29 protein-coding genes and 2 pseudogenes are annotated in these 25,696 nt (G+C 64.9%); 10 read left to right on the top strand and 21 right to left on the bottom strand.

Annotation, left to right across the window (positions count from 1 at the left end):
* Position 1: 1 nt before the first annotated feature.
* A complete protein-coding gene (gene cysK / locus ACYQ0Z_RS06285) occupies positions 2-928 on the bottom strand; it encodes a cysteine synthase A (protein WP_459865592.1) in 927 nt (308 codons plus the stop codon).
* A 170-nt stretch (positions 929-1,098) separates the two neighbouring features.
* On the opposite strand from cysK, the gene ACYQ0Z_RS06280 reads away from it, so the two are divergent.
* Positions 1,099-1,329 (top strand): NifU family protein, encoded by a 231-nt coding sequence (locus tag ACYQ0Z_RS06280; protein WP_459865590.1) that lies wholly within the window; start codon positions 1,099-1,101, stop codon positions 1,327-1,329.
* 23 nt (positions 1,330-1,352) lie between these two features.
* Here ACYQ0Z_RS06280 and ACYQ0Z_RS06275 read toward each other — a convergent pair whose 3' ends face one another.
* From ACYQ0Z_RS06275 to ACYQ0Z_RS06260, 4 genes are all read right to left on the bottom strand, one after another.
* The gene (locus ACYQ0Z_RS06275) at positions 1,353-2,255 is read right to left on the bottom strand and encodes an alpha/beta hydrolase (RefSeq protein WP_459865588.1); all 903 of its coding nucleotides are present in this window, start codon (positions 2,253-2,255) and stop codon (positions 1,353-1,355) included.
* Positions 2,256-2,404: 149 nt separating this feature from the next.
* Positions 2,405-3,394 (bottom strand): 2-hydroxyacid dehydrogenase, encoded by a 990-nt coding sequence (locus ACYQ0Z_RS06270; protein WP_459865586.1) that lies wholly within the window; start codon positions 3,392-3,394, stop codon positions 2,405-2,407.
* Positions 3,395-3,459: 65 nt separating this feature from the next.
* Positions 3,460-4,449 (bottom strand): hypothetical protein, encoded by a 990-nt coding sequence (locus ACYQ0Z_RS06265; RefSeq protein WP_459865584.1) that lies wholly within the window; start codon positions 4,447-4,449, stop codon positions 3,460-3,462.
* 2 nt (positions 4,450-4,451) lie between these two features.
* Positions 4,452-4,988 carry an NUDIX domain-containing protein gene (locus ACYQ0Z_RS06260; RefSeq protein WP_459865582.1) on the bottom strand — a complete coding sequence of 179 codons (537 nt, stop codon included), beginning with the start codon at positions 4,986-4,988 and terminating at the stop codon, positions 4,452-4,454.
* An 88-nt stretch (positions 4,989-5,076) separates the two neighbouring features.
* On the opposite strand from ACYQ0Z_RS06260, the gene ACYQ0Z_RS06255 reads away from it, so the two are divergent.
* On the top strand, positions 5,077-5,589 hold the full coding sequence (locus tag ACYQ0Z_RS06255) for a phosphatidylglycerophosphatase A family protein (RefSeq protein WP_459865580.1): 513 nt from the start codon (positions 5,077-5,079) through the stop codon (positions 5,587-5,589).
* A gap of 7 nt (positions 5,590-5,596) precedes the next feature.
* Here the strand turns inward: ACYQ0Z_RS06255 and ACYQ0Z_RS06250 are convergent, their stop codons facing one another.
* The 4 genes from ACYQ0Z_RS06250 to ACYQ0Z_RS06235 form a co-directional block, all read right to left on the bottom strand.
* Positions 5,597-6,598 (bottom strand): MBL fold metallo-hydrolase, encoded by a 1,002-nt coding sequence (locus ACYQ0Z_RS06250; RefSeq protein WP_459865578.1) that lies wholly within the window; start codon positions 6,596-6,598, stop codon positions 5,597-5,599.
* Positions 6,546-7,361 (bottom strand): TIGR01457 family HAD-type hydrolase, encoded by an 816-nt coding sequence (locus ACYQ0Z_RS06245; RefSeq protein ID WP_459865576.1) that lies wholly within the window; start codon positions 7,359-7,361, stop codon positions 6,546-6,548. Before ACYQ0Z_RS06245 ends, ACYQ0Z_RS06250 begins: the two co-directional genes overlap by 53 nt.
* 98 nt (positions 7,362-7,459) lie before the next feature.
* Entirely contained in the window at positions 7,460-8,089 is a 630-nt protein-coding gene (locus tag ACYQ0Z_RS06240; protein WP_459865574.1) for a helix-turn-helix transcriptional regulator, read from the bottom strand.
* Between the two features lie 69 nt (positions 8,090-8,158).
* On the bottom strand, positions 8,159-8,602 hold the full coding sequence (locus ACYQ0Z_RS06235; RefSeq protein WP_459865572.1) for a DUF86 domain-containing protein: 444 nt from the start codon (positions 8,600-8,602) through the stop codon (positions 8,159-8,161).
* A gap of 216 nt (positions 8,603-8,818) precedes the next feature.
* Between ACYQ0Z_RS06235 and ACYQ0Z_RS06230 the strand changes: the two genes are divergently transcribed.
* Positions 8,819-9,076 (top strand): hypothetical protein, encoded by a 258-nt coding sequence (locus tag ACYQ0Z_RS06230; RefSeq protein WP_459865570.1) that lies wholly within the window; start codon positions 8,819-8,821, stop codon positions 9,074-9,076.
* 92 nt (positions 9,077-9,168) lie between these two features.
* Here the strand turns inward: ACYQ0Z_RS06230 and ACYQ0Z_RS06225 are convergent.
* A pseudogene (locus tag ACYQ0Z_RS06225) lies at positions 9,169-9,438 on the bottom strand (YutD family protein); the annotation flags it as partial.
* Between the two features lie 148 nt (positions 9,439-9,586).
* Here ACYQ0Z_RS06225 and ACYQ0Z_RS06220 point away from each other — a divergent pair.
* On the top strand, positions 9,587-10,159 hold the full coding sequence (locus ACYQ0Z_RS06220; protein WP_459865568.1) for a YhcN/YlaJ family sporulation lipoprotein: 573 nt from the start codon (positions 9,587-9,589) through the stop codon (positions 10,157-10,159).
* 96 nt (positions 10,160-10,255) lie between these two features.
* Here the strand turns inward: ACYQ0Z_RS06220 and lipA are convergent, their stop codons facing one another.
* Positions 10,256-11,128 (bottom strand): lipoyl synthase, encoded by an 873-nt coding sequence (lipA, locus tag ACYQ0Z_RS06215; protein ID WP_459865566.1) that lies wholly within the window; start codon positions 11,126-11,128, stop codon positions 10,256-10,258.
* Positions 11,129-11,377: 249 nt separating this feature from the next.
* Between lipA and ACYQ0Z_RS06210 the strand changes: the two genes are divergently transcribed.
* Entirely contained in the window at positions 11,378-12,289 is a 912-nt protein-coding gene (locus ACYQ0Z_RS06210) for a cation diffusion facilitator family transporter (protein WP_459865564.1), read from the top strand.
* A 56-nt stretch (positions 12,290-12,345) separates the two neighbouring features.
* Complete coding sequence (locus ACYQ0Z_RS06205) at positions 12,346-13,344, top strand: M23 family metallopeptidase (protein ID WP_459865562.1); 999 nt, start codon at positions 12,346-12,348, stop codon at positions 13,342-13,344.
* A 132-nt stretch (positions 13,345-13,476) separates the two neighbouring features.
* On the opposite strand, the gene yunB is transcribed toward ACYQ0Z_RS06205, so the two are convergent.
* From yunB to ACYQ0Z_RS06170, 7 genes are all read right to left on the bottom strand, one after another.
* The gene (gene yunB / locus ACYQ0Z_RS06200; RefSeq protein WP_459865560.1) at positions 13,477-14,214 is read right to left on the bottom strand and encodes a sporulation protein YunB; all 738 of its coding nucleotides are present in this window, start codon (positions 14,212-14,214) and stop codon (positions 13,477-13,479) included.
* A gap of 87 nt (positions 14,215-14,301) precedes the next feature.
* Positions 14,302-15,807, bottom strand: coding sequence for an FAD-dependent thymidylate synthase (locus tag ACYQ0Z_RS06195; protein ID WP_459865558.1), 1,506 nt, complete (start codon positions 15,805-15,807; stop codon positions 14,302-14,304).
* A 27-nt stretch (positions 15,808-15,834) separates the two neighbouring features.
* The gene (locus tag ACYQ0Z_RS06190; RefSeq protein ID WP_459865556.1) at positions 15,835-16,938 is read right to left on the bottom strand and encodes an HD-GYP domain-containing protein; all 1,104 of its coding nucleotides are present in this window, start codon (positions 16,936-16,938) and stop codon (positions 15,835-15,837) included.
* A 137-nt stretch (positions 16,939-17,075) separates the two neighbouring features.
* The gene (locus tag ACYQ0Z_RS06185) at positions 17,076-17,375 is read right to left on the bottom strand and encodes a YunC family protein (RefSeq protein ID WP_459865620.1); all 300 of its coding nucleotides are present in this window, start codon (positions 17,373-17,375) and stop codon (positions 17,076-17,078) included.
* A gap of 103 nt (positions 17,376-17,478) precedes the next feature.
* The gene (locus ACYQ0Z_RS06180; RefSeq protein ID WP_459865554.1) at positions 17,479-17,730 is read right to left on the bottom strand and encodes a DUF6154 family protein; all 252 of its coding nucleotides are present in this window, start codon (positions 17,728-17,730) and stop codon (positions 17,479-17,481) included.
* A 39-nt stretch (positions 17,731-17,769) separates the two neighbouring features.
* On the bottom strand, positions 17,770-19,218 hold the full coding sequence (locus ACYQ0Z_RS06175) for a bifunctional metallophosphatase/5'-nucleotidase (protein ID WP_459865552.1): 1,449 nt from the start codon (positions 19,216-19,218) through the stop codon (positions 17,770-17,772).
* Positions 19,219-19,274: 56 nt separating this feature from the next.
* Positions 19,275-20,081 carry a sulfite exporter TauE/SafE family protein gene (locus tag ACYQ0Z_RS06170; protein ID WP_459865550.1) on the bottom strand — a complete coding sequence of 269 codons (807 nt, stop codon included), beginning with the start codon at positions 20,079-20,081 and terminating at the stop codon, positions 19,275-19,277.
* Between the two features lie 209 nt (positions 20,082-20,290).
* On the opposite strand from ACYQ0Z_RS06170, the gene gerPC reads away from it, so the two are divergent.
* Both gerPC and ACYQ0Z_RS06160 read left to right on the top strand, forming a co-directional pair.
* The gene (gene gerPC / locus ACYQ0Z_RS06165; RefSeq protein ID WP_459865548.1) at positions 20,291-20,929 is read left to right on the top strand and encodes a spore germination protein GerPC; all 639 of its coding nucleotides are present in this window, start codon (positions 20,291-20,293) and stop codon (positions 20,927-20,929) included.
* On the top strand, positions 20,926-21,120 hold the full coding sequence (locus tag ACYQ0Z_RS06160) for a hypothetical protein (RefSeq protein ID WP_459865546.1): 195 nt from the start codon (positions 20,926-20,928) through the stop codon (positions 21,118-21,120). Before gerPC ends, ACYQ0Z_RS06160 begins: the two co-directional genes overlap by 4 nt.
* A 47-nt stretch (positions 21,121-21,167) precedes the next feature.
* On the opposite strand, the gene ACYQ0Z_RS06155 is transcribed toward ACYQ0Z_RS06160, so the two are convergent.
* Entirely contained in the window at positions 21,168-21,353 is a 186-nt protein-coding gene (locus tag ACYQ0Z_RS06155; protein WP_459865544.1) for a hypothetical protein, read from the bottom strand.
* A 125-nt stretch (positions 21,354-21,478) separates the two neighbouring features.
* Here ACYQ0Z_RS06155 and ACYQ0Z_RS06150 point away from each other — a divergent pair, with 125 nt between their 5' ends.
* Complete coding sequence (locus ACYQ0Z_RS06150; protein WP_459865618.1) at positions 21,479-22,015, top strand: Hsp20/alpha crystallin family protein; 537 nt, start codon at positions 21,479-21,481, stop codon at positions 22,013-22,015.
* A 184-nt stretch (positions 22,016-22,199) separates the two neighbouring features.
* On the opposite strand, the pseudogene ACYQ0Z_RS06145 reads toward ACYQ0Z_RS06150, so the two are convergent.
* A pseudogene (locus ACYQ0Z_RS06145) lies at positions 22,200-24,626 on the bottom strand (heavy metal translocating P-type ATPase).
* Between the two features lie 23 nt (positions 24,627-24,649).
* Positions 24,650-24,856, bottom strand: coding sequence for a copper chaperone CopZ (gene copZ / locus ACYQ0Z_RS06140; protein WP_459865542.1), 207 nt, complete (start codon positions 24,854-24,856; stop codon positions 24,650-24,652).
* Between the two features lie 343 nt (positions 24,857-25,199).
* Between copZ and ACYQ0Z_RS06135 the strand changes: the two genes are divergently transcribed.
* A complete protein-coding gene (locus ACYQ0Z_RS06135; protein WP_459865540.1) occupies positions 25,200-25,583 on the top strand; it encodes a demethoxyubiquinone hydroxylase family protein in 384 nt (127 codons plus the stop codon).
* Positions 25,584-25,696: the final 113 nt, after the last annotated feature.

The following is a 25,696-nucleotide window of genomic DNA, read 5'->3' as shown; positions in this document are numbered from 1 at the left end:
GTCAGATTCCCCCCTGGTAGATCTTCTTGCTCAGGTACCGCTCACTGGAGTCGGGGAAGATCGTCACCACGTTCGTCCCCGGCGGCGCCTTTTGCGCCTCCTGAAGGGCCGCATAGAAAGCCGCACCGGACGAGCTCCCCACCAGCAGGCCTTCCCGGCGCGCCAGTTCCTTCACCATGTGAAACGCGTCCTCGTCGGCAACCGTATAGATGGCGTCAAAATACGCCGGATCGACGAAGGGTGGGAGAAACTCCATGCCGATGCCCTCCGTCTTGTGCGGACCCGGCTCGCCGCCGTTCAGGATGGAGCCTTCCGGTTCGACCACCACCGTCTTGATGGCCGGGTTTTGCTCCTTCAGGTAGCGGGCGCAGCCCATAAACGTGCCGCCGCTGCCGGCGCCCGCGACAAAAATGTGCACCTGGCCCTCCATCTGCTCCCAGATCTCCGGACCCGTGGTGCGGTAGTGGGCCTCGGGGTTGGCCGGGTTTTCAAACTGCTGCGGCACATAGGCATTGGGAATGGTTGCCGCCAGCTCCTTGGCCTTCTCGATGGCCCCCTTCATGCCCAGCTCGGTGGGCGTGTGTACGATCTCGGCCCCGAGGGCGCGCATCAGTTCCTGCTTTTCCACGGAAAATTTCTCCGGCACGACAAAGATGACCCGATAGCCGGTGCCGATGGCGGCGAGGGCCAGGCCGATCCCGGTGTTCCCCGCCGTCGGCTCGATGATCGTTCCACCGGGCTTGAGGAGCCCGCGGCGCTCGGCGTCTTCGATAAGGGCCACCCCCAGGCGGTCCTTCACGCTGCCGCCTGGGTTGAAAAATTCCAGCTTGGCGAACAGGCGAACGCCTTCGGGCAGATCAAATCGCGTGATTTCCACGATCGGCGTATTGCCGATCAGGGCTTTAACGTTCGGGTACACACGGTTCACCGCTGCTTCCTCCGTCCCCTGAATCTGGATTGTCTCGCCGCAACGGACGGCCCGTGCGGCCACGGCCCGCATGTCCATCATACCACGGCCATTTGCGGCAAACCAAACGTGTGGTAAAATAAAGGAGCAGGTGGCGAGGTTACCGGAAGCGAAAGGAGGCTTGAGCCGGTATGTCGCTGAAAGAGCAAGTGCAAGAAGTGCTCGACAAGCTGCGCCCGTTCCTGCAGCGCGACGGCGGGGACGTGGAGCTGGTCGACGTCGACGAAGACGGCATCGTCAAGCTGCGCCTCATGGGGGCGTGCGGCGGTTGCCCGGCGTCCACGATCACGCTGAAAGCGGGCATTGAGCGCGCCCTGCTGGAAGAGGTGCCGGGCGTCAAAGGCGTGGAGCAGGTGTTCTAACACGCCGAGTACCACGCACGGCATCAATACGAGCGTGACGATCCCAGGTGCTGGTCGAAAAAGGCCAGCACCTTTTTTGTGTACACCGCCGGATCGCGCGCATAGGCCTTCACATGGTCGGCCCCCTCCACCGTCCACAGCTCGACCTCAGCATGCCCCTGGGCCTGTCGGGCAATCGCTCGGCTGTCGGCAAGCGGAATCTTCGTGTCGGCCGTGCCGTGAATGAGGAGCAGCGGCCGCCCGTCAAAGGCCGCGACGGCGCGCACCGGGCTCATCGCTTCCGGATCGGCTCCGATCAGCGGCGGAATCAGGCTCAGGATCAGCGGCGTGAACGGGGAATGGGGCAGCCCCGACCACACGGACAGGTTCTCCCTCAGGTACGCCTTCAGGTCGGCAAAGGGGCTGTCGGCGACCACCGCCGCCACATCGGCCGACGCCGCCGCGACCTGGATGGCCGTAGCCGCGCCCATGGAAAAGCCGAGGAGGCCGACACGGGCGTCGGGCCGGCGCTCGCGCGCGTACCGCACAGCCCCGAGCAAATCCCGCTGCTCCAAAATGCCCACCGTGGTCAACCGCCCCGGCGACTGGCCGCTGTTGCGGAAGTCGAACAGGAGCACGTCGTACCCCGCGCGCACGAGATCCCGGGCCAACGCCAGCGCCGGAACGTCTTCCTGCAGGCGGTTCTGGCGGTACCCGTGGGCAAACACGATGACGCCCGGCTTGGGCTTCGCCCCGTTGGCCCGGGCGGCCAGGTACCAGCCGCGCAGGGTGAGGGGTTCCTCGTCGCCCACACTGGGAAAGGTGATCGCTTCATAGGCCAGCCCCGCGTCGGCCAGTGCACCCGTGAGCGCCTTGCGCACCGGATGGGTCAGCTGCCACCCCACGTACAGGGACACGCCCACCGCGCTGCCCGCCACGGCCAGCACGGCGACCAGCGCCCCCCCACAGAAGCCGCCGTCGCCACGGCGTACGCGTCCGTCCCGGTTCGCCGTTCATGGTGCGGCCTCCTTTCCGGATTTGCACTGCCCCAAGCGGGTCCGCCACTCCCTGCTTCCCGCGCGACGGAGGCTTCTCCTCACCGCCGGCGACGCGCCCACGCCTCCGGGTTGACCAGGTGCGCGGGACGCTCACCGCGCAGGGCGGCCACGCAGCCGTCGGCGGCCAGCCGCGCCATGTTGCGGCGCGTCTCCACGCTTGCGCTGCCGATGTGGGGCAAGAGCACGACGTTGTCCAGCTCCAGCAGGGGATGATCGGGCCGCAGCGGTTCCTCCCGGTACACGTCCAGCCCGGCGGCCCAGATCTTTCGCTCCCGAAGGGCACGCACCAGGGCCTCCTCGTCCACGGTCTGCCCGCGGGAGACGTTGATGAAGCAGGCCGTTTCCTTCATCAAGGAAAACTCCCGCCATCCGATCAGGTTCTCCGTCTCCGGCGTCAGCGGCGTGAGCAGGACGACAAAGTCCGACTCCCGGAGCAGGGTGTCCAGGTTCACGTACTGTGCGCCGAGGGCCGCTTCCGCCTCCGGGCGGCGCCGGCGGTTGTGGTACAGAATACGCATGGCAAATCCCTTGGCCCGCCGCGCCACCGCCTCGCCAATACGCCCCATGCCGATGATGCCCAGCGTCGCCCCGTAGACGTCGCGCCCCACCAGGAGGTTGGGCGACCAGCTGCGCCACTTCCCCTCCCGCAGAAAGCGTTCCGCCTCCGTCAGGCGCCGCGCCGTGGCCAGCAGGAGGGCAAATGCCAAATCGGCCGTCGTCTCCGTCAGCACGCCGGGCGTGTTCGTGACGAGAATGCCCCGCTCCGTCGCCGCGGCCACGTCGATGTGGTCGGTGCCCACCGACATGGTGCTCACCACCTTGAGGCGCGGGGCGCGATCCATCAGCGCCGCGTCGATGCGGTCGGTCACCATCACGTACAGCCCGTCGGCCCGCGCGGATTCAGCCTCCAGTACGTCACGCGGGACGGGTTCGTCGCCTTCCCACACGCCCACTTCGCACTCCTCGGCCAGGCGTTGCACGATGTCCTCGTCAACCTTCCGCGTCAGGTACACGTACGGTTTTGCCATCGCCATCCCCCCTGTGATGGCAGCGGATTTCGGGCATTTTGTCGCAACGTCAACCCTTTCCTTCCTCATCCCAACCAACCGACCCGCCGGATGCGAACGCCGTACCGGCGGCCCACCCAGTCCGGCAGCCAGTCCAGCAGCGCCTCAACGCGCTGCTCCTCCTCAGCGATGGCCGCCCAGACCACCTCAGGATCTGCGGATTTCCCCGAATGTTCCATCCATTCCGACATCCAGCGCTCCGGAAACAGCAACCAGGCATACACCGCCTCCCAGAACGACCGGCGGACCTCCGGGTCGGCATAGGCCATCTGCGCGTCGTACCCGTCGGCCCACGCGTCGAGATCCGCTTCGCCCATCACCCACGTGCGGCACCACCGCCCAACGTCCCGGGCCGGCAGGTCCCAGTACCACTTCCGGGGAAAACCGATCCAGCACGTTCCGCCTGTCCCTTCATACACCGGCCAGAGCGGGTAGGCGGTCAAACACGGCGGGACGGAGTCGAACACCCCCGCCTCCCAGTACCGCACCGCCGTCTGCGCCCGCTGTGTGAAATAGGTGTAGGTTTCCAAAAACCACGCGTCGGCGGCGCTCCCCATGCCGGTCTCGGCCAAGAGATCCCGCCTGCGCTCGGCCAGCGCCAAACGTCGCATCCAACGCCGCGGCCAGGATCCGACCGCATGGAGGGCGGGCCCCACGCGTTCGCCCAGAGCCGACGACGCCGCGTGGAGTGCGCCGAGCGTATACCCCACCTGGGCAGGGTAGGCCGGAACGGCCGCCGCGTCCCATTCCGTCACGACATACACCCCATCGACGCGCATGACCGACCGCCCGCCCTCAGCTCGACGCACCACCGGCAGACGCACCGCCTCGGGTACCGTGAGCCGGTTGCACACGCGTCGGAAGAGCGGCACCCGCACCGTCCACCGCTCCGCGACCGGCCATGCAGCCCACACCTCGTCGCCCGCCACAAGCCGCACGTGATCGGCCCACCGCGCGACCTGCCCGCCTTCCCTGCTCCACGCGGCCGACCACCGGGACGCTCCCCGCTCATTCACCGTCATCCCCCCGCTTCACCATCTTCCGCTTCAGCATGTATATGTGGGCGGGGGCAACCGAAGCCCCATCCGACCGTGTGACAGCGGAGAAAATCGAGCACGAGCGGAAACACCTGGTCGCGCACCAGGTCACTAAAGCCGCCCTGGTGCGGATCGGGCGGTTCAGCAAACAGCACATAGCCGGCGGTCTCCGAGTCGGGCGACAGCGGCTCAAAACGCGCGATTTCAGCGCAGTAGACCGTCTTGACGATTTCCGGCTCCGTCTCCGTCGGCGCCACGCGGTATTGGGCAATCCGAGCAATCGCCTCCACCACGCCGCCCGTCTCCTCGCGCACCTCGCGCACCGCCGCTTCCAGCGGCGTCTCGCCCGGTTCCACCTTCCCGCCGGGAAGCTCCAAGCCGCGCCGCCGGTGGCGGGTCATGACCAGCTGTCCCCGGTAAAACGGCACCACGAGCACGTGGCCCGGCGCGGGGTCAAAGCAGGACGGATCGAAGGTCAGGCGAACCGTACGGCCATGGACATCGGGAAAAACGTGCACGGGTTTTCCCCCTCTTCGCCCGTTGAGTAGGGCTTCTCCTGCCCGGACAGATTAAGGAATACCTGTAAGGCAAGGAGTGACCGTGGGAATGGAACACGAACTCAACGCCAAAACGCGCGCCTGGTTGGCCGAGCGAGGCGTGCGGATCGATGACATCGTCGACCTGGTGGTTCACCTGCAGCATCCATACTTTCCCGACCTCAAGCGGGAAGCGTGCGCACAAAGCGTCGAGCGCGTCCTGGAAAAGCGGGAGGCGCAGAACGCCATCTTGACCGGCATCCAACTGGACCTCTTGGCCGAACAAGGTGCCCTCGAAGAACCCCTGCAAACCCTCATCGCCAAGGATGCCGGCTTCTACGGCATTGACGAGGCGCTGGCCCTGGCCATTCTGAACCTGTACGGGAGCATCGGCCTGACCAGCTTCGGCTACCTGGACAAGACCAAACCGGGCATCATCGGCGTCCTCAATCGGCACAAGGGTGGCCGCGTGCACACCTTCCTCGACGACCTGGTGGCCGCCGTAGCCGCTGCCGCCTCCAGCCGTCTTGCCCACCGCCTGCTGGATCCCCTCCACACGATGCCGCCAAAGGCGCCACGGTAAACACCGTTCAGGAGCGCACGAAGATCCACGTACTGCCGCAACGCCGGCGGCGGAGCCGTCCCTGTTCCTCGAGGTAGACCAGGTGGGCCAGCGTTTCGGCCATGGCAAAGCGCATGTTGTGCACGCTGAGCGCTTCCCCGAACACCTGCACACATATGTCGAAGGCCGTCGCCCCGTCCGGTCCAATAAGGCCCTCCATCGCCTCGAGCCGCTTGTCGTGATGCGCGCGAAGGGCCGCCACCCGCTCCTTCAGATTCGCGAAGGGCCCGCCGTGCCCCGGCAACGCCTCCCGCACCTGGAGAGCGGCCACACGCTCCAGTGAGGAAAGGAACGACTGCAGCGGGTTCGGATCGCAACCCGGCCACACGCTGACGTTCGGCGTAATGTGGGGGAGCACCAGGTCGCCCACCACGAGCCGGCCCTCCTGTGGGTCATACAAGCAAACGTGCCCATCGGCATGTCCCGGGGTGACGAGCACGCGGAAGGGCCGGTCGCCGAGCGGGATCTCGTCCCCATCGGCCATCGGCGTCACCTCCGGATGTGGCTCTACCCATCCCCGCAGCTGTTCGAGATGCGGCGCCATCTGCGCGGCCCACGCCTCCGTCATCCCGTGGGCGCGAAAAAAGTCGGCCAGCTCCGCCCCTTGCTTGCCGGAGGGGTCCCAGAACCGCCGGGCCGCGTCGCGCCCCTCATCCGTGAGGTAAACGGGCGCGCCCGACGCCTGCTGCAACCATCCGGCCATCCCGTAGTGGTCGGGGTGGTAGTGGGTGAGCACAATCCGCCGGACATCGCCCACGTCCCGCCCCAGCACCTGAAACGCCTCGCGCCATGCCGCCTTTGTCGGCTCGTCATGCAGGCCCGGGTCGACAATCGTCAGGCCGTCCCGCCCTTCCCACACATAGCTGTTAACCCAGCGCAGCGGGAAGGGCAGGGGCAGGCGAACGCACCACAGCCCCTCACCCAGTTTTTGCACCACCGGTTGATCCTGCACTTCCGGTTTTCTCGACACGTTCCATCCACTCCTTTAGATTTGCGGCCACGTAGGTGGGCGCCACGGGAAGCGTTGCCACCTCCTCGGGGCGGGTCACCCCGGTCAGCACAAGCAGGGTGTCCGTCCCGGCGCGCGCGCCGGCCAGAATGTCCGTCTGGCCGTTATCGCCCACCATCAGCGCCTCCTGCGGCGACACGCCCAGCCGTTTCAGCGCGTAGTGGACAAAGGCCGGTTCCGGCTTGCCGAATACGCGCGGCTGGACACCGGTCGTCGCCTCAAGGGCAGCGAGAATCGCCCCGTTTCCGGGCAAGAGGCCTTGATCGCTGGGCAGCGCGCGGTCCGGATTCGTCGCATAAAACCGCGCACCTCGCTGGATCGCCAGGGCCGCTTTGGTCAGTTTGTCATAAGTCAGCTGGCGATCGATGCCCACCACCACCACGTCGGGACGCTCGTCGTCAAACCGGCACCCCGCCGCGCGCAGCGCCGCCATGAGCCCTTCCTCGCCGATGACGTACACTGACGCACCGGGCATCTCCGAACGAATGGCCTCCGCGGTGACGAGGCTCGACGTCACCACCTGCTCAGGCGACGCCAGCACGTCCATGGCGCACAGCTTGGCGGCGATTTGTTCCGGCGTCCTCGACGCGTTGTTCGTGAGGTAGACAATGTTCGCGCCGCTCTCCGTCAGCTCGCGCAGCGCCACCACCGACTCGGGGATCGGCACATCTCCCCGGTACACGGTGCCGTCCAGATCGAACAAGTAGGCACGATACGTCTTCATTCGCCATCCCCCTTGTTCCCAAGATAGCACAAACGGCCACAAAACACGAATGGCCGACAAAAACGAAAAAGCCTCACCTGCGGCAGGCGAGGCGCTGGTCATGCGCGTTCCTGGATAACGTAGACGCAGTGCTGTCCGCCCTGGGCGATGCACTGAACCCGATTCACGTCGGCGGCCAAGAGCGAGCGAAACAGCCGCAATTCGCTCTGGCACACCTGCAAAAACTCCTGAGCGACCCGCACGACGGGGCAATTGCGCTCGGTGAGGACGAACCGCTCTCCCTCGTCGTTCCAGTCGGCCATATACCCCTTTTCGTTCTGCAACGCGGCCAGGGTGGCCACCCGCTCCCGCAAGGGCTTGCCCTCCATCTGCGGCTGGTAGTGCTCCCGCAGCCGCGCTTCGCGGCGCGCCAGCAACGCTTCCATCTTCTCCGTTCCTTCTTCGGCCACGAGATCTTGCAGCAGGTCGAGGGCAAAGTCGGCGTAATGCTTCGGGAAGAGGGCTTCAGCCTTTTCCGTCAGCAGGAACAAATTGGCCGGCCGCCCCATTGTTTGGCGGACCAGCATAGCGCGAACCAGCCGATCACGCTCGAGCGTGCTCAAATGCCGGCGAACGGCCATTTCGGAAATGCTCAGCTTTTCGGCGATGTCCCCCGCCGACAGCGGCCCGTGCGTCTTGAGCAGGTATAAGATTTCCTCCCGCGTGGAACCCGGCTTGGGCCCGAGCATAGTCTCACCCACTTTCGCTCTTATTGTATCGCATTTTCGCCGTAAAGGAAATTTCCCGACGGAAATGTTTTAAAACATCCCGAGTTCGCGCTCGACATAGGCAGCAACATGAACGGGAAACCGCCTCAACGCCTCGAAGTGGGCCCGAACAAAGGCGTGCAGCCGATCGCGCCGCGAAGGAGCAGCCATATCCGTCACCAGCGCTTTCCGCCAGCCGACCAGTTCACGGTATGCCACCGCATCCTCCGCCGGAACCACACCCTCGCCTTCTAAGATGTCGATGATATCGGTGTAGCTCCCCGGGTCGCGCATGAGGAAACCGTCGATCAGCACGTTGCCGGCATCGGCCACGCATTCCAGGCAGATGTGAACGCCACGCTCCAGCGCCAGCGCAAGCAGCGGTTCATCGCGCAAGTCCGCCTCCTCGTGCTCCCGCAGCCGCTCCAGCACCGCCAGCGCCTCGTTCATGCGCTCCAGCACCGCCTGCAGCTTGTCCATGTTCAGCTCATACATCGTCAACCGCCTCCCTAACCCCGGCGTCCGCGCCGCTTGGCCTGCACCCACACGATGCCAAAGGTGGCCACCAAAATCAACAGCAACAGAAGGGCTTGCATCAGGTACATCATGGCCGTATCCTCCACATATGTCCTTATATTCCATTATATTCCTGTATGCCAGTGAACCGTACGCCATCATACTACCATGCAAGGAGCGGAAGGAGGAATGTCCATGGCGCGACGCAACAGCGAACGCTACCGTGACGTGAAGGTCGCCGTTTCCCAATTCCAAAACCTTGTGCCCGAGGAATTTCCAGAAGGCCCCTACGGCTCGTCCATGCAAAACCAGACCCTGGGCAAAAGCACGCCGTGGGAAGAAGGCCAACACCGCACCTCCGCGTTTACGTACGAGGCGCGCGAGTTTCACGCCGGGCTCGGCCGCCAGTACGCCGGCGCCCATCCCACTCACGATGAAAGCGCCGACGACTAACGGCCGGCGCCCGGTCGTTCCGCGTGTTTCCCTCTCGCCCCGTTTGCGCGCGAAGGCAACGCGGCATGCGGGCGAGGGGGTTTTGTGCGCGAGCGCATCTTGCGCAGCACGAAGTACGCGCAGCCAAAATTGCAGTATTCCTGCAAGTATTCCTCGAGGGTGCTGATTTTGCTGTCGGCGGGGACCTTCTTGCGCGAATCGTCGTAAAACCCGCGTAAGCGCAGCTGCCCAAAGCCCCAATCGCCGACGATGTAGTCATACTTGTCGAGGATCTCGCTGTATCGGCTCTGGAAGGCCTCTGGATTCCACCCGTTGCGGAACTCCTTGACCAGTTCGTACTGGTTGCCATTCACAACGATCACCGCTTCTCCTCCTTCCCGAGCGGCGTTTGCGATTTCATTGTAACATAGGTGCTTGCCGGCATCATGCCGGTTTTCCCCATCGGATCAAGGGATTCCCGCCCGCACTCGGGCACCGGACGGGACACGCTAAGCATAAGGAGGTGACACCATGCCCTTCACCCGATCCCTCGCCACCTCGGCGCTGGCCCTCTTGCTGTTCACGGTGGGCTGCGCCCCCACCAACCAGCAGCAAGGCATGACCGGCACGCGGAACATTGGACCCGAAGGCGATCGTACCGGCCTCTACGCATCCCTGTACAAAAACAGCGCAACCGGAAACCCTGTCCGTTCCTCGGCCAGCCCGGACACCAGCATCGGCTACGCCTCGCTTTCGGCCAATGCCCTTCGCCCCTTTGGCACCGGCGACGGCACGCGCGTCTACGTGGACCGCAATGTGCTGGCCCAGGCAGCGGCCAAGGTAGCCCTCTCGGTTCCGGGCGTTCGCCACGCCACGGTGACGGTGACGGACCGGCACGTCATGGTCGGCGTCACGCTGAACACCCCGCGCCCGTCCGAAACGCTCAATCAGGTAAAGAAAGGCGTGCAGAGCATCACGCCACGCTATTACCGCGTTTCGGTAACCACCGACGAGGCGGCCGTGCAGCGCGATGCCGACCGGTCCACTTCTGCGGGTCGGACCCCGGCCAATCTGATGCCGGGACGCAACGTCGACCGCCCGTAACCCGGTGACGTCTTGCCGCAGTGACCCGGCACAAAAAAACGCTGTCGACGCACTGGACGTCGACAGCGAAAGCCATCGCCCCCGCGATGGCTTTTTTCACGCGCGCATTTCGGCTGCTTTAGCGGACTCCACCTGCTCGTGGGCGTGATAAGAGCTCCGCACCAGCGGTCCCGACTCGACATGCTTAAACCCGCGCTTGAGGCCTTCCTCTTTGAGCCGGGCAAACTCGTCGGGGTGATAATACCGCTCGATCTTCAGGTGCTGCTTGGTCGGCTGGAGGTACTGCCCGATGGTCAGGATGTCGACGCCGGCCGCGCGCAGGTCGTCCATCGTTTCCAAGATTTCCTCCCACGTCTCGCCGACGCCGAGCATGATCCCCGACTTGGTGGGAATGTCTGGCTGCAGCTCTTTGGCCCGCCACAGGAGCTCCAGGGAACGCTCATAGGTGGCCTTGGCGCGCACCCGCGGCGTCAGGCGGCGGACCGTCTCGATGTTGTGGTTCAGGATGTCGGGACGCGCGTCCATGACAACCTTCAACGCGTCCCAGTTGCCCTGGAAATCGGGAATGAGCACCTCCACGGTTGTGAACGGGTTGCGACGGCGGATGGCGCGAATCGTTTCGGCAAAGATGGATGCCCCGCCATCCTTGAGGTCGTCGCGGGCCACGGACGTGACGACGGCATGGCGCAACCCCATCTGCTCAACCGCTTCCGCCACGCGCTCGGGCTCAGCCAGGTCGAGCTCCGTAGGCATGCCCGTTTTCACGGCACAGAACCGGCACGCTCGGGTGCAGATATCACCTAGGATCATGAACGTCGCCGTACGGTGGGACCAGCATTCATAAATGTTGGGACACCGTGCCTCTTCGCAAACGGTATGGAGCGTCTTGCTCCGCATCATTTTCTTCAGCTCGTGGTAGTTCTCCCCGGTGATGAGCTTAATTTTGAGCCATTCCGGTTTGCGTTCCATGGCCACGGGCTCCACTCCAATCTGTGCGCGTAATGTTCATTTTCTATTATAAACTTCTGCCTTCCAAAACACCACCGACCCGCAGGATTCCCCCAACGCTTGCCCTCGCGAAACATCTTTGCCCTCATCTTAATTTTTTTATCTAAGCAAACAAAGATTTCTCTTTGCAAAAACGTTTCCCTAGACCTAAAACATTTTTGTTTGTTAGGATTTTGACAGGTATCCGCGTTCGAGAGGAGGGATGGGGAAATGGGCCGCCGCGGCATGGGCCCGACCCGCTTCGAAACCGTCTTGTGGCGCAGCCTGGCTGTCTACGCGGCGATGGCGATCGGCAAGCTGGTGATTGGGTTTGCCGCCCACTCCCGCGCGTTGCAGGCGGACGGCTGGAACAACGCGACCGATCTGCTGGCGTTGGGCGCCGTGTTGGCGGGGGTCATCTTCGCCCGCAAGCCCCCTGATGCCGACCATCCATACGGCCATTGGCGCGCAGAAACGATTGCCACGTTGGTTGTTGCCTTCCTGATGTTCGGAGTGGGCCTTGAGGTGTTGTCCCAGGCGGCGGCCTTGCTCCTCACCGGCCGCGTGCACACACCCGACGGGATCGCCGCATGGGTAGCGCTGGCCTCGGCCGCCATAGCCTTCCTCCTCTACCGCCTCAACCGCCGCCTTGCCGTCCAGACCGCCAACGAAGCGGTGCGCGCCGCGGCGCTGGACAACCGATCTGACGCCCTTGTCAGTCTCGGGACGGCTATCGGTGTGGCCTGCGCAAAACTGGGGCTGACCTGGCTCGACCCCCTCGTGGCCGCCGCCATTGGCGCGGTGATCCTCAAGATCGCAGCCGACATCGGCCGCAACGCGATCCACGCCCTGTCCGACGGTGTCGATGCAGCGCTGCTCGACCGCCTGTCCAGCGAAGCGGGCCAAACGCCCGGCGTCGAGCGCGTCAAGTCGATCAAGGCGCGCACCCACGGCAGCAACCGGCTCCTGGTCGACCTCACCATCTGCGTGCGTCCTGACCTTAACGTCGTCGACAGCCATCGCATCACCGAGGAGGTGGAACGGCGCCTGCAGGCTGTTCATCCGGTCGTGCACGTCCACATCCACGTGGAGCCGGATGATCCGCAGGCGGATTCGGCCCTTTCCAGCAAGCTGCGGTCATAGGCTCCCCCGCCGGACGCAAACTATCAACGAGAAACGCCCAATGCGGGGGATTTACCATGCGTGTCATTGCGCTCATCCTTACCCTTACCGTCCTCATCGGTTCCTTTGCGGCCGCACCCGCGGCAGCGGCCCGCGCGGAGGCGGAGGTTCTGCGCGAACGCCAGGCGCTGTTTATGCGCATGGAAGCCGTGACGGGAGTCCCGTGGGAGTACCTCGCCGCCGCCGATCAATGGGAGCGGAGCATCCAGGCGGTTCGGCGCGACCTGCCAAAACGGGACGGGCTCGTCGCCCTGCACATCCCGCCGCACGCGTGGGCCGGTCCGCTCAACCCCAATCCCTCCGACACGGATCCGCGGACGGTGACGTTCTTTGGCGGCATGGGACGGGACGCCAACGGTGACGGGCGCGCCGACCCCAACGACCCTGAGGACGTGGCTTACGCCTTTGCCCGCTATCTGGCCAGCTACGGCTTGAGCGACGACGACATCCGCATCGCGCTGTGGGAGCACTACGGCAGCGACCGGACCGTCCGGCGCATCGAGCAGTTCGCCCGCCTGATCCGCGCCTTTGGCACGCTCGACTTGCACCAGAAAGCGTTTCCCATCCCGCACGGCTTTCGCTATACCTACACCTCGACATGGGGCAGCACCCGCGGATGGGGCGGCGTTCGCATCCACGAGGGAACGGACATCTTCGCCGCCTATGGTACCCCGGTGGTCAGTACGTGCTACGGCATCATCGAGGTGATGGGCTGGAACCCTTACGGGGGGTGGCGCATCGGCATCCGCGACCTGAACAACACCTACCACTACTTTGCCCACCTCAGCGCCTTCCAGAAAGGGCTGCGCGTCGGCGACATCGTCAAACCGGGGCAACGCATCGGCTACGTGGGCAGCTCGGGCTACGGCAGGCCCGGCACCTCGGGGAAATTCCCTCCGCACCTGCACTTTGGCCTGTACAAGGACAACGGACGTACGGAGTGGTCCTTTGACCCGTACCCCTACCTAAAGCGCTGGGAGCGGGAAAGCCACGCCAAAGGAAAAGGCCGCCGATAAACCGGCGGCGCCAACCGGTAACGCCACGCCCGCGGTCGCCGATATGCCGAGGGCGTTTTTTGTTGGAGAAAGGACCTGACCGTAAGCGGAACAATGACGGTGCGGCCGCCTGATGCCGGCGAAGGTCCCCCACTACTCCTCCCGCCGCTGCGGCGTGATGATGGCGGGCGGCGGCACCATGTTCCCCTGTTCTCCCGTAAAGCCTTGGTAGTACACGTCGGGCACCTGGCCGACGAGGACGGCCTGGGTAATCGGCACCCGGGTGGACACCGTGGTCGGTGCCGTGGCGAAGGGGATGACAATGCGCACCGTGGCCTGCACGTCCAGGTAGACGCGCACCAACACGATGTTGATGCCGGCCTGCTGCATCTCCACGCCCATGTCGGCCTTGGCCGCCCCGATGGGGATCAGCTTGATGCGGATGTCCGGGCCGAAGTGGGTGAGGATCTCGCTGTTTAAGGCCCGACCGAGGGGGATGGCCTCGACGCGCTCCTCGTTTTCCAGTTCCTTCTCCAACCGTCGCAGCGAATCGAGCACGCGGCGCGCCGCTTCCGCCTGGATGCGCACGTACTCGGTGTAGTTAAACAGGACGGCCTGGATCCGGCCGTCCCGGTCCTTTTCAATCTCCACCAGCCTGCGGAAATGAGTGCTGTTGGCAATCTTCTTCGACAGCGCGTCGTTGATTGCTTGGGTGGCGATCTGCTGCACCCGCGCCTCGGCAATGGTGCGCAACGTTGGCGACAGGTTGTGCTCGATCAGATACAGGGTCTGAAACAAGACAAGCCCCAGAACCACGAGCAGCACGAACACTTTCATGCGCGGTGACAGCCGAATCGAAAAGCGCCGGCGCCGCCCGAACCGAGCCCCCATCGCCATCCCCTCCGCTTCCATGGGTATGCGGCAGCGGAGAAAGAAAGACGCCCCGATGGGCCGGGCTGCTCCCGCCCCACCGGGGCACTACGCGCGCCGCTTGGCGTACCGGATGAGCGACGGATGGATGGCGCGCACCTGTTCGTAGAGGGACTCCATCGCCATGCGAATGTCCCACTGCGCCTCCGGCGACGTACGCAAGTTGATGAGGTGGTAGAGCTCCCACAGGCTCATCGAGGCGTACACTTGCCGATGATGGGCCCCGGTGACGGCATAGGGGGCCAGCGTGGGTTCCACCGCCTCCAGCTCGAAAAAGAGCGCTTCGGCGGCGGCGATCGCCTCGGTGAACGGCGCCTCGAGGCCGGCAGCGCGCACCCGCGGCGGCACGGTGTAGCCATTGCGCACCGTCGGCGGCTGGTAGGTAAAGTTCGTCTTCCGGTTGTGGCGCAGGAGCTGGTGCCAGTTGGCCTCCGACACCTGGAAGGCCACCTCGTAGTACACATGGGCAAAGGAATCAACGGGGTTGTCGAAAAACCGCAGCCGCACGAGGGCCTCCTCGATGAGGCGGTTCCGCTCGGCAAGGGACATGCGCCGGCTGGCTTCTTCCGCCTGCTCGCGCGACAGCCGGCCGGTGGAAAGAAGCAAGTGGGCCACCAGGCGCTGCGTGGCCGTCTCCTCGTCGGGAGCCGAGAGCAAGCGGGCATAGGGCTCCCGCTCTGCGGTGCGGTAGGGTTCCGCCTGCACGCGCGCCGCGTAGGCGTCCAGCACCTCCCGCGTGCCCACGAGGTAGTCATTGGGGCGCACGTGGCGGAGCAGCGTCGGCAGCACACGGGACACTTCCGCTTCCAGGGCGCGGGCCAGGTCCCGGCACTCGCGATACGGCAGCGACAACAGGCGCACGATCGTGTCGCGCAGGCTGCGCCCGTTGCCCGTAAGCCCGAGGTTGGTGTGCACGGCCAAGGTCAGAACATACCGCGCGTCCTCAAAGGCCATCTTTTCCAGGCGCGTGCGGTAGGCCTTGTCCCCCTCGCCCTCCCGGCGCGGCTCGGTAGCGTGCAGATAAGCCAGGAGACCCTCGAGCAACCGCTCGTAGGCGTCAAAGGTCTGTTCTTGCACGGCGAGGTACCGCGCCTTCAGCTCCGGGTGGGCATCCAGCTCGGGCGGAATATAGACGTCGCCTCGCCTCGGCCGCTGGTAGCGCTGGCTGTACTCCGTGAAGCTGTTGAAACTGGTGGCCAACTCCAGTTCGGCCGAGGCCAGCCGACTGATCTTCTCCACGCCGACATGGGCCACGGCGTGCTCGGCCACGCTGCTGTGGCCGTAGCCGACCACCCACTTTTCGTGGAATTGGCGGGCCTTCTCCTGGGCCAGCACGTGGCGCGCCATGGGCGCATCGGTCTCGGTGGCGGAGGCAAGGGCCAGCTCCTCGTCGGCGAGCAACCGTTTCAGGTTCTCGCGGAACGAGAGGGGACTGCGGCTGACGTAGGCAAAAATGACGGCGATCACTTCTTCCGGCAGGTTGAAGATGACGTACACATTGCGGTCGAGATTGGAGACGTAACGCAAGAGACGTGCCTCATCCCACGCCGCCACGGCTGTCCCTCCTTTTTGTGGGCCGGATCATCTTGACCACGCCTGGCACACAACGATATACCGATCGGGATGCTTGGACAAATCCAACTCGTACACCTCCGCCTCCGGCAGGTCGCGGCCGCTCGGGTCGCGCAGCACGCGCACCACCGGACGATCGGGTGAACGGGTGTTGGTGTCGACGACCACGCCCTCCTCACCCGTGTTCAAGCGCACCGTCACCCCGATCGGGTACAAGACAATGTGGTCGCGCAAGCAGCGCACCACGCTGGCCGGAAGCTTCGTGCCCGCCTCTCGCTCCATCAGCTCCAGCGCCTCGTGGGGGAGCATGGCCCGCCGATACACCCGGTGGGCCGTCAGCGCTTCAAACACGTCGGCCACCATCAGCACCTTGGCGTAGCGGTGGATCTCCTCCTCCTTCAACCCGCGCGGGTACCCCGATCCGTCGAGCCGCTCGTGGTGCTGAAAGGCGCAGTGGGCGACGGGGAGGGAAATTCCCTCGCCTTTGCGCAACAGCTCAAAGCCCAGGGCGGCATGCTGCTTGACCACGGCAAACTCCTCGTCGGTCAGCCGCCCCGGTTTGTCCAGAATCTGCCGCGGAATGAGCAGCTTGCCGATGTCGTGGAGCAGCGCGCCCAAGGCGATCTCCCGCACGTCACGCTCCGGGAAACCCAGGGCCGTCGCCAGCACCAGGGTGTACACGGCAACGTGCAGCGAGTGCAAAAACAGCGGCGTGTCGTAAGCGTACAGATCCGACAGCAGAAAGACAGCCCGGCTGCTCTGGCGCACTTCCGTCAAAAGGGTATCCACCACATCGGCAACCCGCTTGGCGATTTTCCCCGCGCGCAGCGCGTGGTGAAACCCCTGGCAGTCATCCAAGAGGAGCTCGGCGATTCGACGCAATTCGCCAAGGGCATACTGCACCGTTTCGTCGCGGAGGTGCCCCTTGACCTCGACGTCGGCCGTGCGCGGGTCGCGCACGTACACGCGGCCAATGCCCCGCGCCTTGAGCCGCGAAATCAGTGCCTCAGTCAGTTCCACGCCGGCCGCAAGCAGCACCGCCCCGCGCTCATTGTAAACAGGCCGCGCCAACACCGCGCCCGGCCGAACCTCATCCAGGAAGACCAGCCGCATCGCGGGCCCTCCTTCGTCGTTCCACCGCATTCGACACAACACGTCACGTCAATTATAGACAAACTTCTACCAACTGGCACGTGAAGAAATTCCCACATCCAAGGATCAAATTCGAGGTTAACACAAAAACGGCAAGGTTACCCCCTTGCCGTTTCCGTCGCCAGCAGGCGTTCAATTGCCTCCCGACCGGTCATGCCTGCGGTGATCCCGCGCGCAGCCGCAGCCTGCGTCACCGACTCCAGCGGCGCCGAAAGCAGATCGTCGATGGTCCGGACGCCCACGGCCCGGCCGGCCACGATCTGACGGCTGGCCAGCCGCTCGTCAAGAAGCCGCACATCCAGTGCACCACACATGATGTAGCCGCCGCCGGCCGTCACGGCGAGGAGCTTTGTCTTCGGCAGGTGCACCTCTACGGCCACGGCCACGCCATTGGCCATCGGTATCGGGTACAGGTGAACCACATCCCGTCCTCCTTTGCGGCAGTGGTCTGCCACGCCGTTCCCTACCACCTTATGCCACCGTCGGGCGTAACGTGCCGCCTCAGTGCATCCGCGTCGCCTGCCGCGCCGGCCCGACCTGCCCCGCCTCGCGGGCCATCTTCTGCTGGATCCGTTCAAACAGGTACAACGCCAACATGTCGCGCATCTCCGCTTCGCTCATCTCGCCGATGATGCGCAGCAGGTCCTCCCGGTTGTGCTCCTGCAAGATGGAGACGAGCAGGATCATCGTATCCTCTTCGCTCGCGGCCATCTGCTCGCGATAAAACGCGTACAGATCCTCCAAAAAGCGCATGGCGCTCCCTCCGATCCGAATGCATTGCGCCCCGGGGCATTACGTTGCCCGGCACACCGTCACCCAGCGGCGACGATGGCTCGCGGCCACCGCTTCGGGCCACTGCAGGGTTTCCTGCAGCACATCACGCAGAAACTCGGGCAAGCAGTAGCGTACGTCGCGCCCGTAGTGAAAGAGCGGGAAGTGTGGTCCAAAGGTAAACATGTCCAACGTGGCCACACGGTATTCGCGACGCGGGTCGAGCGGCCCCTCGTCCCCGATGATGCGCACAATGCGGGAACCTTCGGGCGCAGTCGGGTCATATTCCACCGTCAGCCCGTCGACACACATCCAACCATGAACCCGGCCGCGAAAACCGAAGCCGCGGATCGGCGCGCGGATCCGCTCGTCCCGCAGGCTGTCTTCCAGGATGATCCGGAGGGCCTCGCCGGTCAAGGTAAGCCGGCACGGGTTGATGGGGTGTGGGCAGGCGGCGAGCAGCTGCCGGCGCGTCACGGGACCGGCAACCAGCGGAGCCAACAGCGTACCGGCGTTCACCAGGGCCACGTCGGCTTGCACCCAGCGGCGAAGTCCGGCGGCCAGCAGGTTGGCCAGCGGCGACTCCCGTTCCCAGGAAACCGGAAGCGGCTGCGCGAGCGCGGCCACCGGTTCGGAGAGCACCGCGTCCGCCTCGCGTTCGCGGCGGGCGATCACTTCTGCCACCGCCGCATCGGGCACCTCGTCAACCACGGGAAGGCAGCGCGCCTCGCGGGCCACCACGCGACGCGCGTCCCGGTCATAAACCAGCCTCACGTGTCCGACCAGCCCCCCGCCGCGGCCGCACTGCACAATCAGGGTATCGCCTACCGCATGCCCGCGGGCGAGCACATGATGGGTGTGGGCGCCGACGATCAGATCCACGCCGGAAAGGGACCGGGCCAGTTCCTCGTCCTGTCCCAATCCCAGATGCGACAGCACCACCACCAGATCGGCCCGCTCCCGCCACACGCGAACCTGCTCAGCCAGCACACCCTCGGGTTCTTCGACGTGCCAACCGAGCAGATTGTAATACGTAGGGTACGGCGCCGTCACGCCGATGAAGGCCACGCGCACACCGCCGGCTTCTCGGACGACTACCGGTTTGGCCCACGGCGGGCGCTCTCCGGTTCGCGCATCGCGCAGGTTGGCCAGGGCCACGTCAAAGCGGGCACCGGCGTACAACCGTTCCAACCACTCATGAGGGAGGGTGATGCCTTCGTTGTTCCCGATGGTCACCACGTCATAGCCCGACGCGTTCAGCACGTCGACGTTGGCCCATCCCCGGGTCCCCTCTGTCACCGGATGCATGCGGTCAACATGGTCACCGCCGTCCAGCACAAACACCGCGTCCCCTGCCGCTTCCAGCTCCCGCCGCATGCGGCGCAGGACGGTGGCGATGCGCGGCATCTGATCGAAATGGCTGTGCACGTCATTGGTGTGCAGCACATGAATCCGCACCAATCGGCCCATTCCCGCACCTCCGAAGGATCACGCCGCGCGTCGGGAACGCGACACCTCCCCCATGGTTATGCGAGTCCCGCCCAGAACATGCGGCACGCGAGCACCAGCAAGGCGAAGCGAAAGACGAACACCAGCGACGCGCCCGAAAGCCGAAGCGCCAGGCGCGCACCTGCCTTGGCCCCGAACCAGGCGCCGGGGGCCAAGATCAGCACATCCTGCCAGTGGACATGGCCGTAGGCGGTATGCACCACCGTGCCAACGGCCGACGACAGGAGAATCACCAGCAGCGAGGTGGCCGTAGCCACATGGGGCGGGAAGGCAAAGGCCAAGATCATGACCGGGACCATCAGCGCCCCGCCGCCGATACCGAACAGCCCGGAAATGACCCCGACGGCAAAGGCAACCGGCAGGGCCACCCGCCGGCGATACCCGTAGGTTACCTCACCCTCCGGTGTCTTCAGCTTGCGCACCACCGTCCAGCGCCCCGGACGCGGCCGGATGCGGTCGCGCCAAGCCAGCAGAAAAAAGAGCGCCACCAGGAGGAGCCCAAACAGCAGGAAAAAGCGCTGGTCGTCAAGAAACCGGTTGGCCCACACCCCTACCGCCGCGCCCGGCCCGCTGGCCAGAAAAAAGAACAGCGCGCTGGAAACGTCTACCTTGCCGTGGCGCAGGTAGGCCAGGGTAGACGAAAGGCCCGTGGCGGCCACCACCGCCAGCGACGTGCCAACCGCCTCCTGCGGCGTGAACGCCTCGCCCCACAACGCCGACAACGACAGCAGCGCCGGCACGAGGATCACGCCACCGCCCAGGCCAAGCAAACTCCCCAGCACACCGGCGACCAAACCGATGAAAAGGAGCACCAGTAGCGCCATTGTCCCCTCTCCTATGTGCGTCCCGCAATCGCGAGCAGTACCCTCGCGAGCCATCAGCTCTTGTTTTCATTCTAACAAAACCCCCTACCACAAGCATCCACCTCCCGCTCGGTAGACACCCGCCCAACCGGCGGCGCATACAATGCTACGACCGCTCCCTTCCACCACCGTACACACAACGGGAATTTCCATGGAATCGAGGGGTTGGCATGGGCGTGCACTCGGTCTGGCACTCGCTTCTCGCGCTCCACCACCGCATCGACGCGCTGCTCCGCCACTGCGAACGGCTAGAAACACGGCTCGATACGACGATGCGTCTCACCCTGCTGCAGCAGCAAGTCGCGGAGCTCAAAGCGGAGCTGGAGGCCCTCAAGGCGGCCCCGCGCCAAATCGTGATCGAAAAGCTGGAGAACCGGGTGGACACCCTCACCGTAAACACGCTGAACGGCATCCTCAACGTGGGCATCGCCCACAACGCCGCGCTCCCCGTCGATCCCCAGCTCCTGGTCGGCAACCGGCCGCTTGCCGACCTGGTGAATCCGGAAGAGGGGACCGCCCCGTCTCCCCATGCGCCAATCGACACCCGCCGGACGGGGTTCCCCCTGCCGCCCCATCGCCGAACGGAGGAAAACCGGATGCCCAACACGAAATCGAACCCGATGCGGGAAAGGGCGAGCGCGCCGACCATCGCGGTGGGCACCATCGCTGTCAACCAGATCCGCGAAACGGGCTCCCTGAACATCGGGCACACGCGGATCGTGCGGCTTCTTCCGATCCCCACGCGTGAACCGCCATCATCGCCCCGGCCGCAGGCCCATCCAAACGCAGATCGGAGAGAACAGCCATGAACAACCCGCATGCTTCCCCCCATCCCTACGCTTTTTCGTACCCGCCCGGGATACCCCCGCCGGACATTCACGCCATCCTCCGCCTGATCCGGCATCTGGAAAAGCGCCTCGCCGACGCGGAACGGCGTATCGCCAAGCTGGAACGAAACATTTCCGCCCTCCAATGCCAGATCACCGCGCAAAGCAAATGAGGCTGCCTCCTCACAGTGGAAGGCAGCCTTTTTTTTGCGGGTTAGAGCTAGATGACTTCATTGCTGATGGTGGGGCTGAGCACGTCGTTCGTGACGTTGTCAACGGATGGAATCACCACGGGCGTGTTCACCGCGTCAAAATCGCCGTTGGTCACACTGCCCCCCGCCTTTCGGGTGTTTTCGCTGTCAAAGCCGATGAGCGTCTGAGAAAGACAAATGCCGCCATGTCCCACGCCCCCCCCCCGCAGAAAGTTGTCGCGCCCTTTATCGTATGCGCATCGCCGTGAAAGGCCCCTCCACGGCCAAGAACCGTTGCAGACGTTGGCGCATAGCCTAAAGCGGAGGGAGAGTGGTGCGCATGAAGAATCTCCAAGCGTCCCTGCAACACCTCCAAGCCCTCACCCAAAGGTTGAGCCAGCTCGGTACCGGCGAGGGGCCCTGGGACCCGCTCATCCACCTGCAGCGCCTGTTCGACAACGACTTCTGGACGCACCTGAAGGAGGTCCAGCGGCTGGCCGCGACGTTGCCCGCCTCCGCATCGGACGACGGGGACCTCGCCGTGGATCCCGGCCCACAGGTGGACGTCTACCAGACCCACAGCAAAGTGATCGTCAGTTGCGCCATTCCCGGCGCGGAGCGCACGAGCCTCCGCGCGACCCTCACCGACGGGCGGGTGCTCACCCTCAAAGGCGTGGTGAGGGAAAACGCGTTTGTACAGAACAAAGCCTTTGTCGTGCAGCAAGAGCGTTCCTTCGGCAAGTTTATCCGCCGAATCCGGCTGCCCGCGCCCGTCAAAGCAGAAGGTGTCGTCAGCACCTACCGCGACGGCGTTCTGGACCTTCACTTCCCCAAAGCCGAACCCGGCAGCCGCAAAACCGTCCGCATCGCGCTGTAGACGGGGGAAAGACGCACCTCACGCCGGGCGAAGGGACAGCACCCGCGCACCGCGTCATACCCCACCCAGGTTCTACCAAAACCGTGTCGGAAGCAGGGGAACGTGCACCCGCGCGCCACGCAAAGCGCAAGCAAAAAGCCCTTCACCCCGAGGAGAGATCCCCGGGTGAAGGGCAAAATGGCGGTCACACCGGTTTCCACCGGCGGAGCAGCAGGGCGTTGGTGACCACCGACACGGAGCTGGCCGCCATCGCCGCGCCGGCGAGGATCGGCGTCAAGAAACCAACGGCCGCGATGGGGATGAGCACAACGTTGTAGGCGAAGGCCCAGAAGAGGTTCTGGCGGATCTTGCGCATCGTCGCCTTCGACAGCCGGATGGCGTTGACGATGCCCATGAGGTCGCCGCGCATGAGGGTGATGTCCGCCGCCTCGATGGCCACGTCGGCGCCCGTCCCGATGGCGATGCCGACGTCGGCCGCCGCCAGCGCCGGCGCGTCGTTGATGCCGTCGCCGACCATGGCCACCACCTTGCCCTCGCCTTTCAACTTCTAGACCATGGCCGCCTTGTCCTCGGGGAGCACCTCGGCCAGGACGCGGTCAATCCCCACCTGCCGAGCGATCGCCTCGGCCGTGCGCCGGTTGTCGCCCGTCATCATGATCACGTCAATGCCCATGGCCTGCAGGTGGCGCACCGCTTCCGCCGATGTCGGCTTCACCGTGTCGGCCACGGCGAGAAGGCCGACCGCCGCACCGTCGACGGCCACCAGCATGGCCGTCTTGCCCTGTGCCTCCAACGCCTCCTGTGCCGCGCGCAACGCGGCGATGTCAACGTTGCGCGCGCCCATCAGCTTGGCGTTCCCGATGAGCACCGCGCGCCCGTCCACCTCCGCTTCGATCCCGTGGCCGGGAATGGCGCGAAAGCGGGACGGTTCGGCCAAGGCCAGTCCCTTTTTCCTGGCGGCCTTGACGATCGCTTCCCCCAGCGGGTGTTCGGAGCCCCTTTCCGCGCTGGCCGCCAGGCGCAGGAGCTCGTCTTCGGCGACCGCACCGGTGGCAACCACGTCGGTGACCTCCGGTTCGCCCTTGGTGATGGTGCCCGTCTTGTCGAGGACCACGGTGGTGATGCGGTGGGCGTTCTCCAGGTGCTCGGCCCCTTTGATCAGGATGCCCGTTTCGGCCCCTTTCCCCGTCCCCACCATCACCGCCGTCGGCGTGGCGAGTCCCAGTGCGCAGGGGCACGCGATGACGAGGACGGCCACGGCGCTGACGAGGGCGGGAGCGACGCCGCTTGTGGCGGCCGTCACGGCAAAGGTGAGACCGGCAATGCCGATGACGATGGGCACGAAGACACCGGAAATCTTGTCGGCCAGCCGCTGGATCGGCGCCTTGGAACCCTGCGCTTCCTCGACGAGCTTGATGATTTGCGCCAGGGCTGTATCCTTCCCCACCTTGGTCGCTCGGAACGTGAACACGCCGTGCTTGTTCAGGGTGGCCCCGATCACCTCGTCGCCCACGCCTTTGGGCACGGGCAAGCTCTCGCCGGTCAGCATCGACTCGTCGACCGTCGTGCTCCCCTCGACAATGACGCCGTCAACGGGAATCTTCTCCCCCGGACGGACGACAACCAGGTCGCCGACCCGCACATCCTCCAGCGGCACGTCTACTTCTTGCCCGTCGCGGATGACGCGGGCCGTCTTGGCCTGCAGGCGCATCAGCTTTTGGATCGCCGCCGACGTCTGCCCTTTAGCCCGCGCTTCGAGCAATTTCCCAAGCAAGATCAGGGTGAGGACGATCACCGACGCTTCAAAGTACAGCTGGTGAGGGGCACCGGCCACCACGGCATACAGGCTGTAGCCGTACGCCGCCGACGTGCCGAGGGCCACCAGCACGTCCATGTTGGCGCTCCCCGCGCGCAACGCCTTGACCGCGCCCCGGTAAAAGCGCATCCCCACCGTAAATTGGACGACGGTGGCGAGGACAAGCTGCAGGAAGGGAGGGAGATGGAAGCGCCAGGGCCACTGCGGCGCGGCCTGCGCCGCAAAGTCGGATAGCATCTGCACCACAAAGGGGAGGGACAACAGGGCGCTGGTGAGCAGCGCCCGCTTCTGCTCGCGGTAGGCGCGCTGTCGGGCCTCTTCCTCGGCGTCCGTCCCCGCAGAGACGGCCGCGTCGTACCCCGCCTTGCGGACTGCGGCGACGAGGGCGTCAACATCCGCCTTTCCGGGCAGGTAGTCGACCGTCGCCGTTTCCGCGGCCAGGTTAACACGGGCGTCCAGCACGCCCGCCACCCTCTTGAGCTGCCGCTCGATGCGGGCGGCGCAGGCGGCGCAGGTCATCCCGTGCACGGCGAGGGTTACCGTCTCGCCGCGGACGTCGTACCCGATGCGCCGGACGGCGTCGATCAGGTCTTCCACCGACGTCCGCTCCGGGTCGTAGGTAACGGTGGCCTTCTCCGTCGCCAGGTTGACGGCTGCCGCCTTCACGCCGTCCACCTTGAGTAAACCCTTTTCGATGCGCCGCGCGCACGCGGCGCACGTCATGCCCACGATGCCCAGTGTGACGTGCTCGCCCCGCTCCGCGTGTGTTGAACGGGATGCGGCTTCCGTGGTCATGGGCGTTCCCCCGCTTTCCGCGGTCATGCGACATCGTAACCCGCGTCTTCAATTGCTTCCTTCAATTTCGCTTCCCCAACCGATGCCTCGTCATACGTCACCGTTACGGTTCCCTGTGCGAGATCGACCTGAACGGCGGAAACGCCGGAAAGGCTCTTCAAGGCCCGCTCGATGGCTTGTACGCAATGGTTGCAGGACATCCCCTGCACGTTGAAGGTTTTGGTGGTCATGCCTTTCGCCTCCTCAGCTTTGGTGAGTTGATCACACCACAAATACCCCACCAGGGTATTTTACCCCCATGGGGTATTATATCCCGCCATTCAATTCCCTGTCAATGACATTTCTCCTGCCCCGTAGCCCGGGACACGCGTGGAGTCCCCTTCTCCCCCCGGGGCATACACATAACTCAGCACGGTAAAAGGGAGTGAAACGATGCACCCTTATCACCCGCCATACGGGCGGATGCGGCCCCCGCACGCGTGGCCACCTGCTTCGGCGTATCCCCACGTTCCACCCCACAGCATGCCGGATCGGAAAATGCCTCCCCCTCTCTTCAGGGACGCCGATCAGTTTATGAAAAATTTGCGAATGGCGCTTGTCGGGGAACGTTCCGCCATTGCGTTCTACCGCCGCCTGCTGGACATGGCCCCCAACGATGAACACCGCAAGCAGATCGAACACGCGTACGAGGACGAAAAAAAGCATTACCGGATGTTTGAGAACCTGTACATCCGCCTGACCGGCCGTCGCCCCGACGTCAAGCCGATGACCGTCACCTTTGCCACCTACGAAGAGGGGCTGAAAAAGGCGTTCTACGACGAGTTGGAGGCGGCAGAGCTGTACCGCGACACGCAACTGCTCACCCGAAACAAAGCCATTCGCGACATCTTTTATGAAGCGATGACGGACGAGATGGAACACGCCGCGCGTTTTTCTTTCATCTATCACCAGCTGTAAGGCGGCGCGCGCCGAGTCGTCGGCAACGCGGGACGCCCCTGTTCCCCCAGGAAGGCACCTATGCCGCGACATTCGGGACAAAAAACGCCTCCCGCAAATGCGAGAGGCGTTTG

The organism is Calditerricola yamamurae (assembly GCF_054654135.1).
Note: the sequence above shows the minus strand (reverse complement) of the source record. Positions and strands in the feature narration are given on the sequence as shown.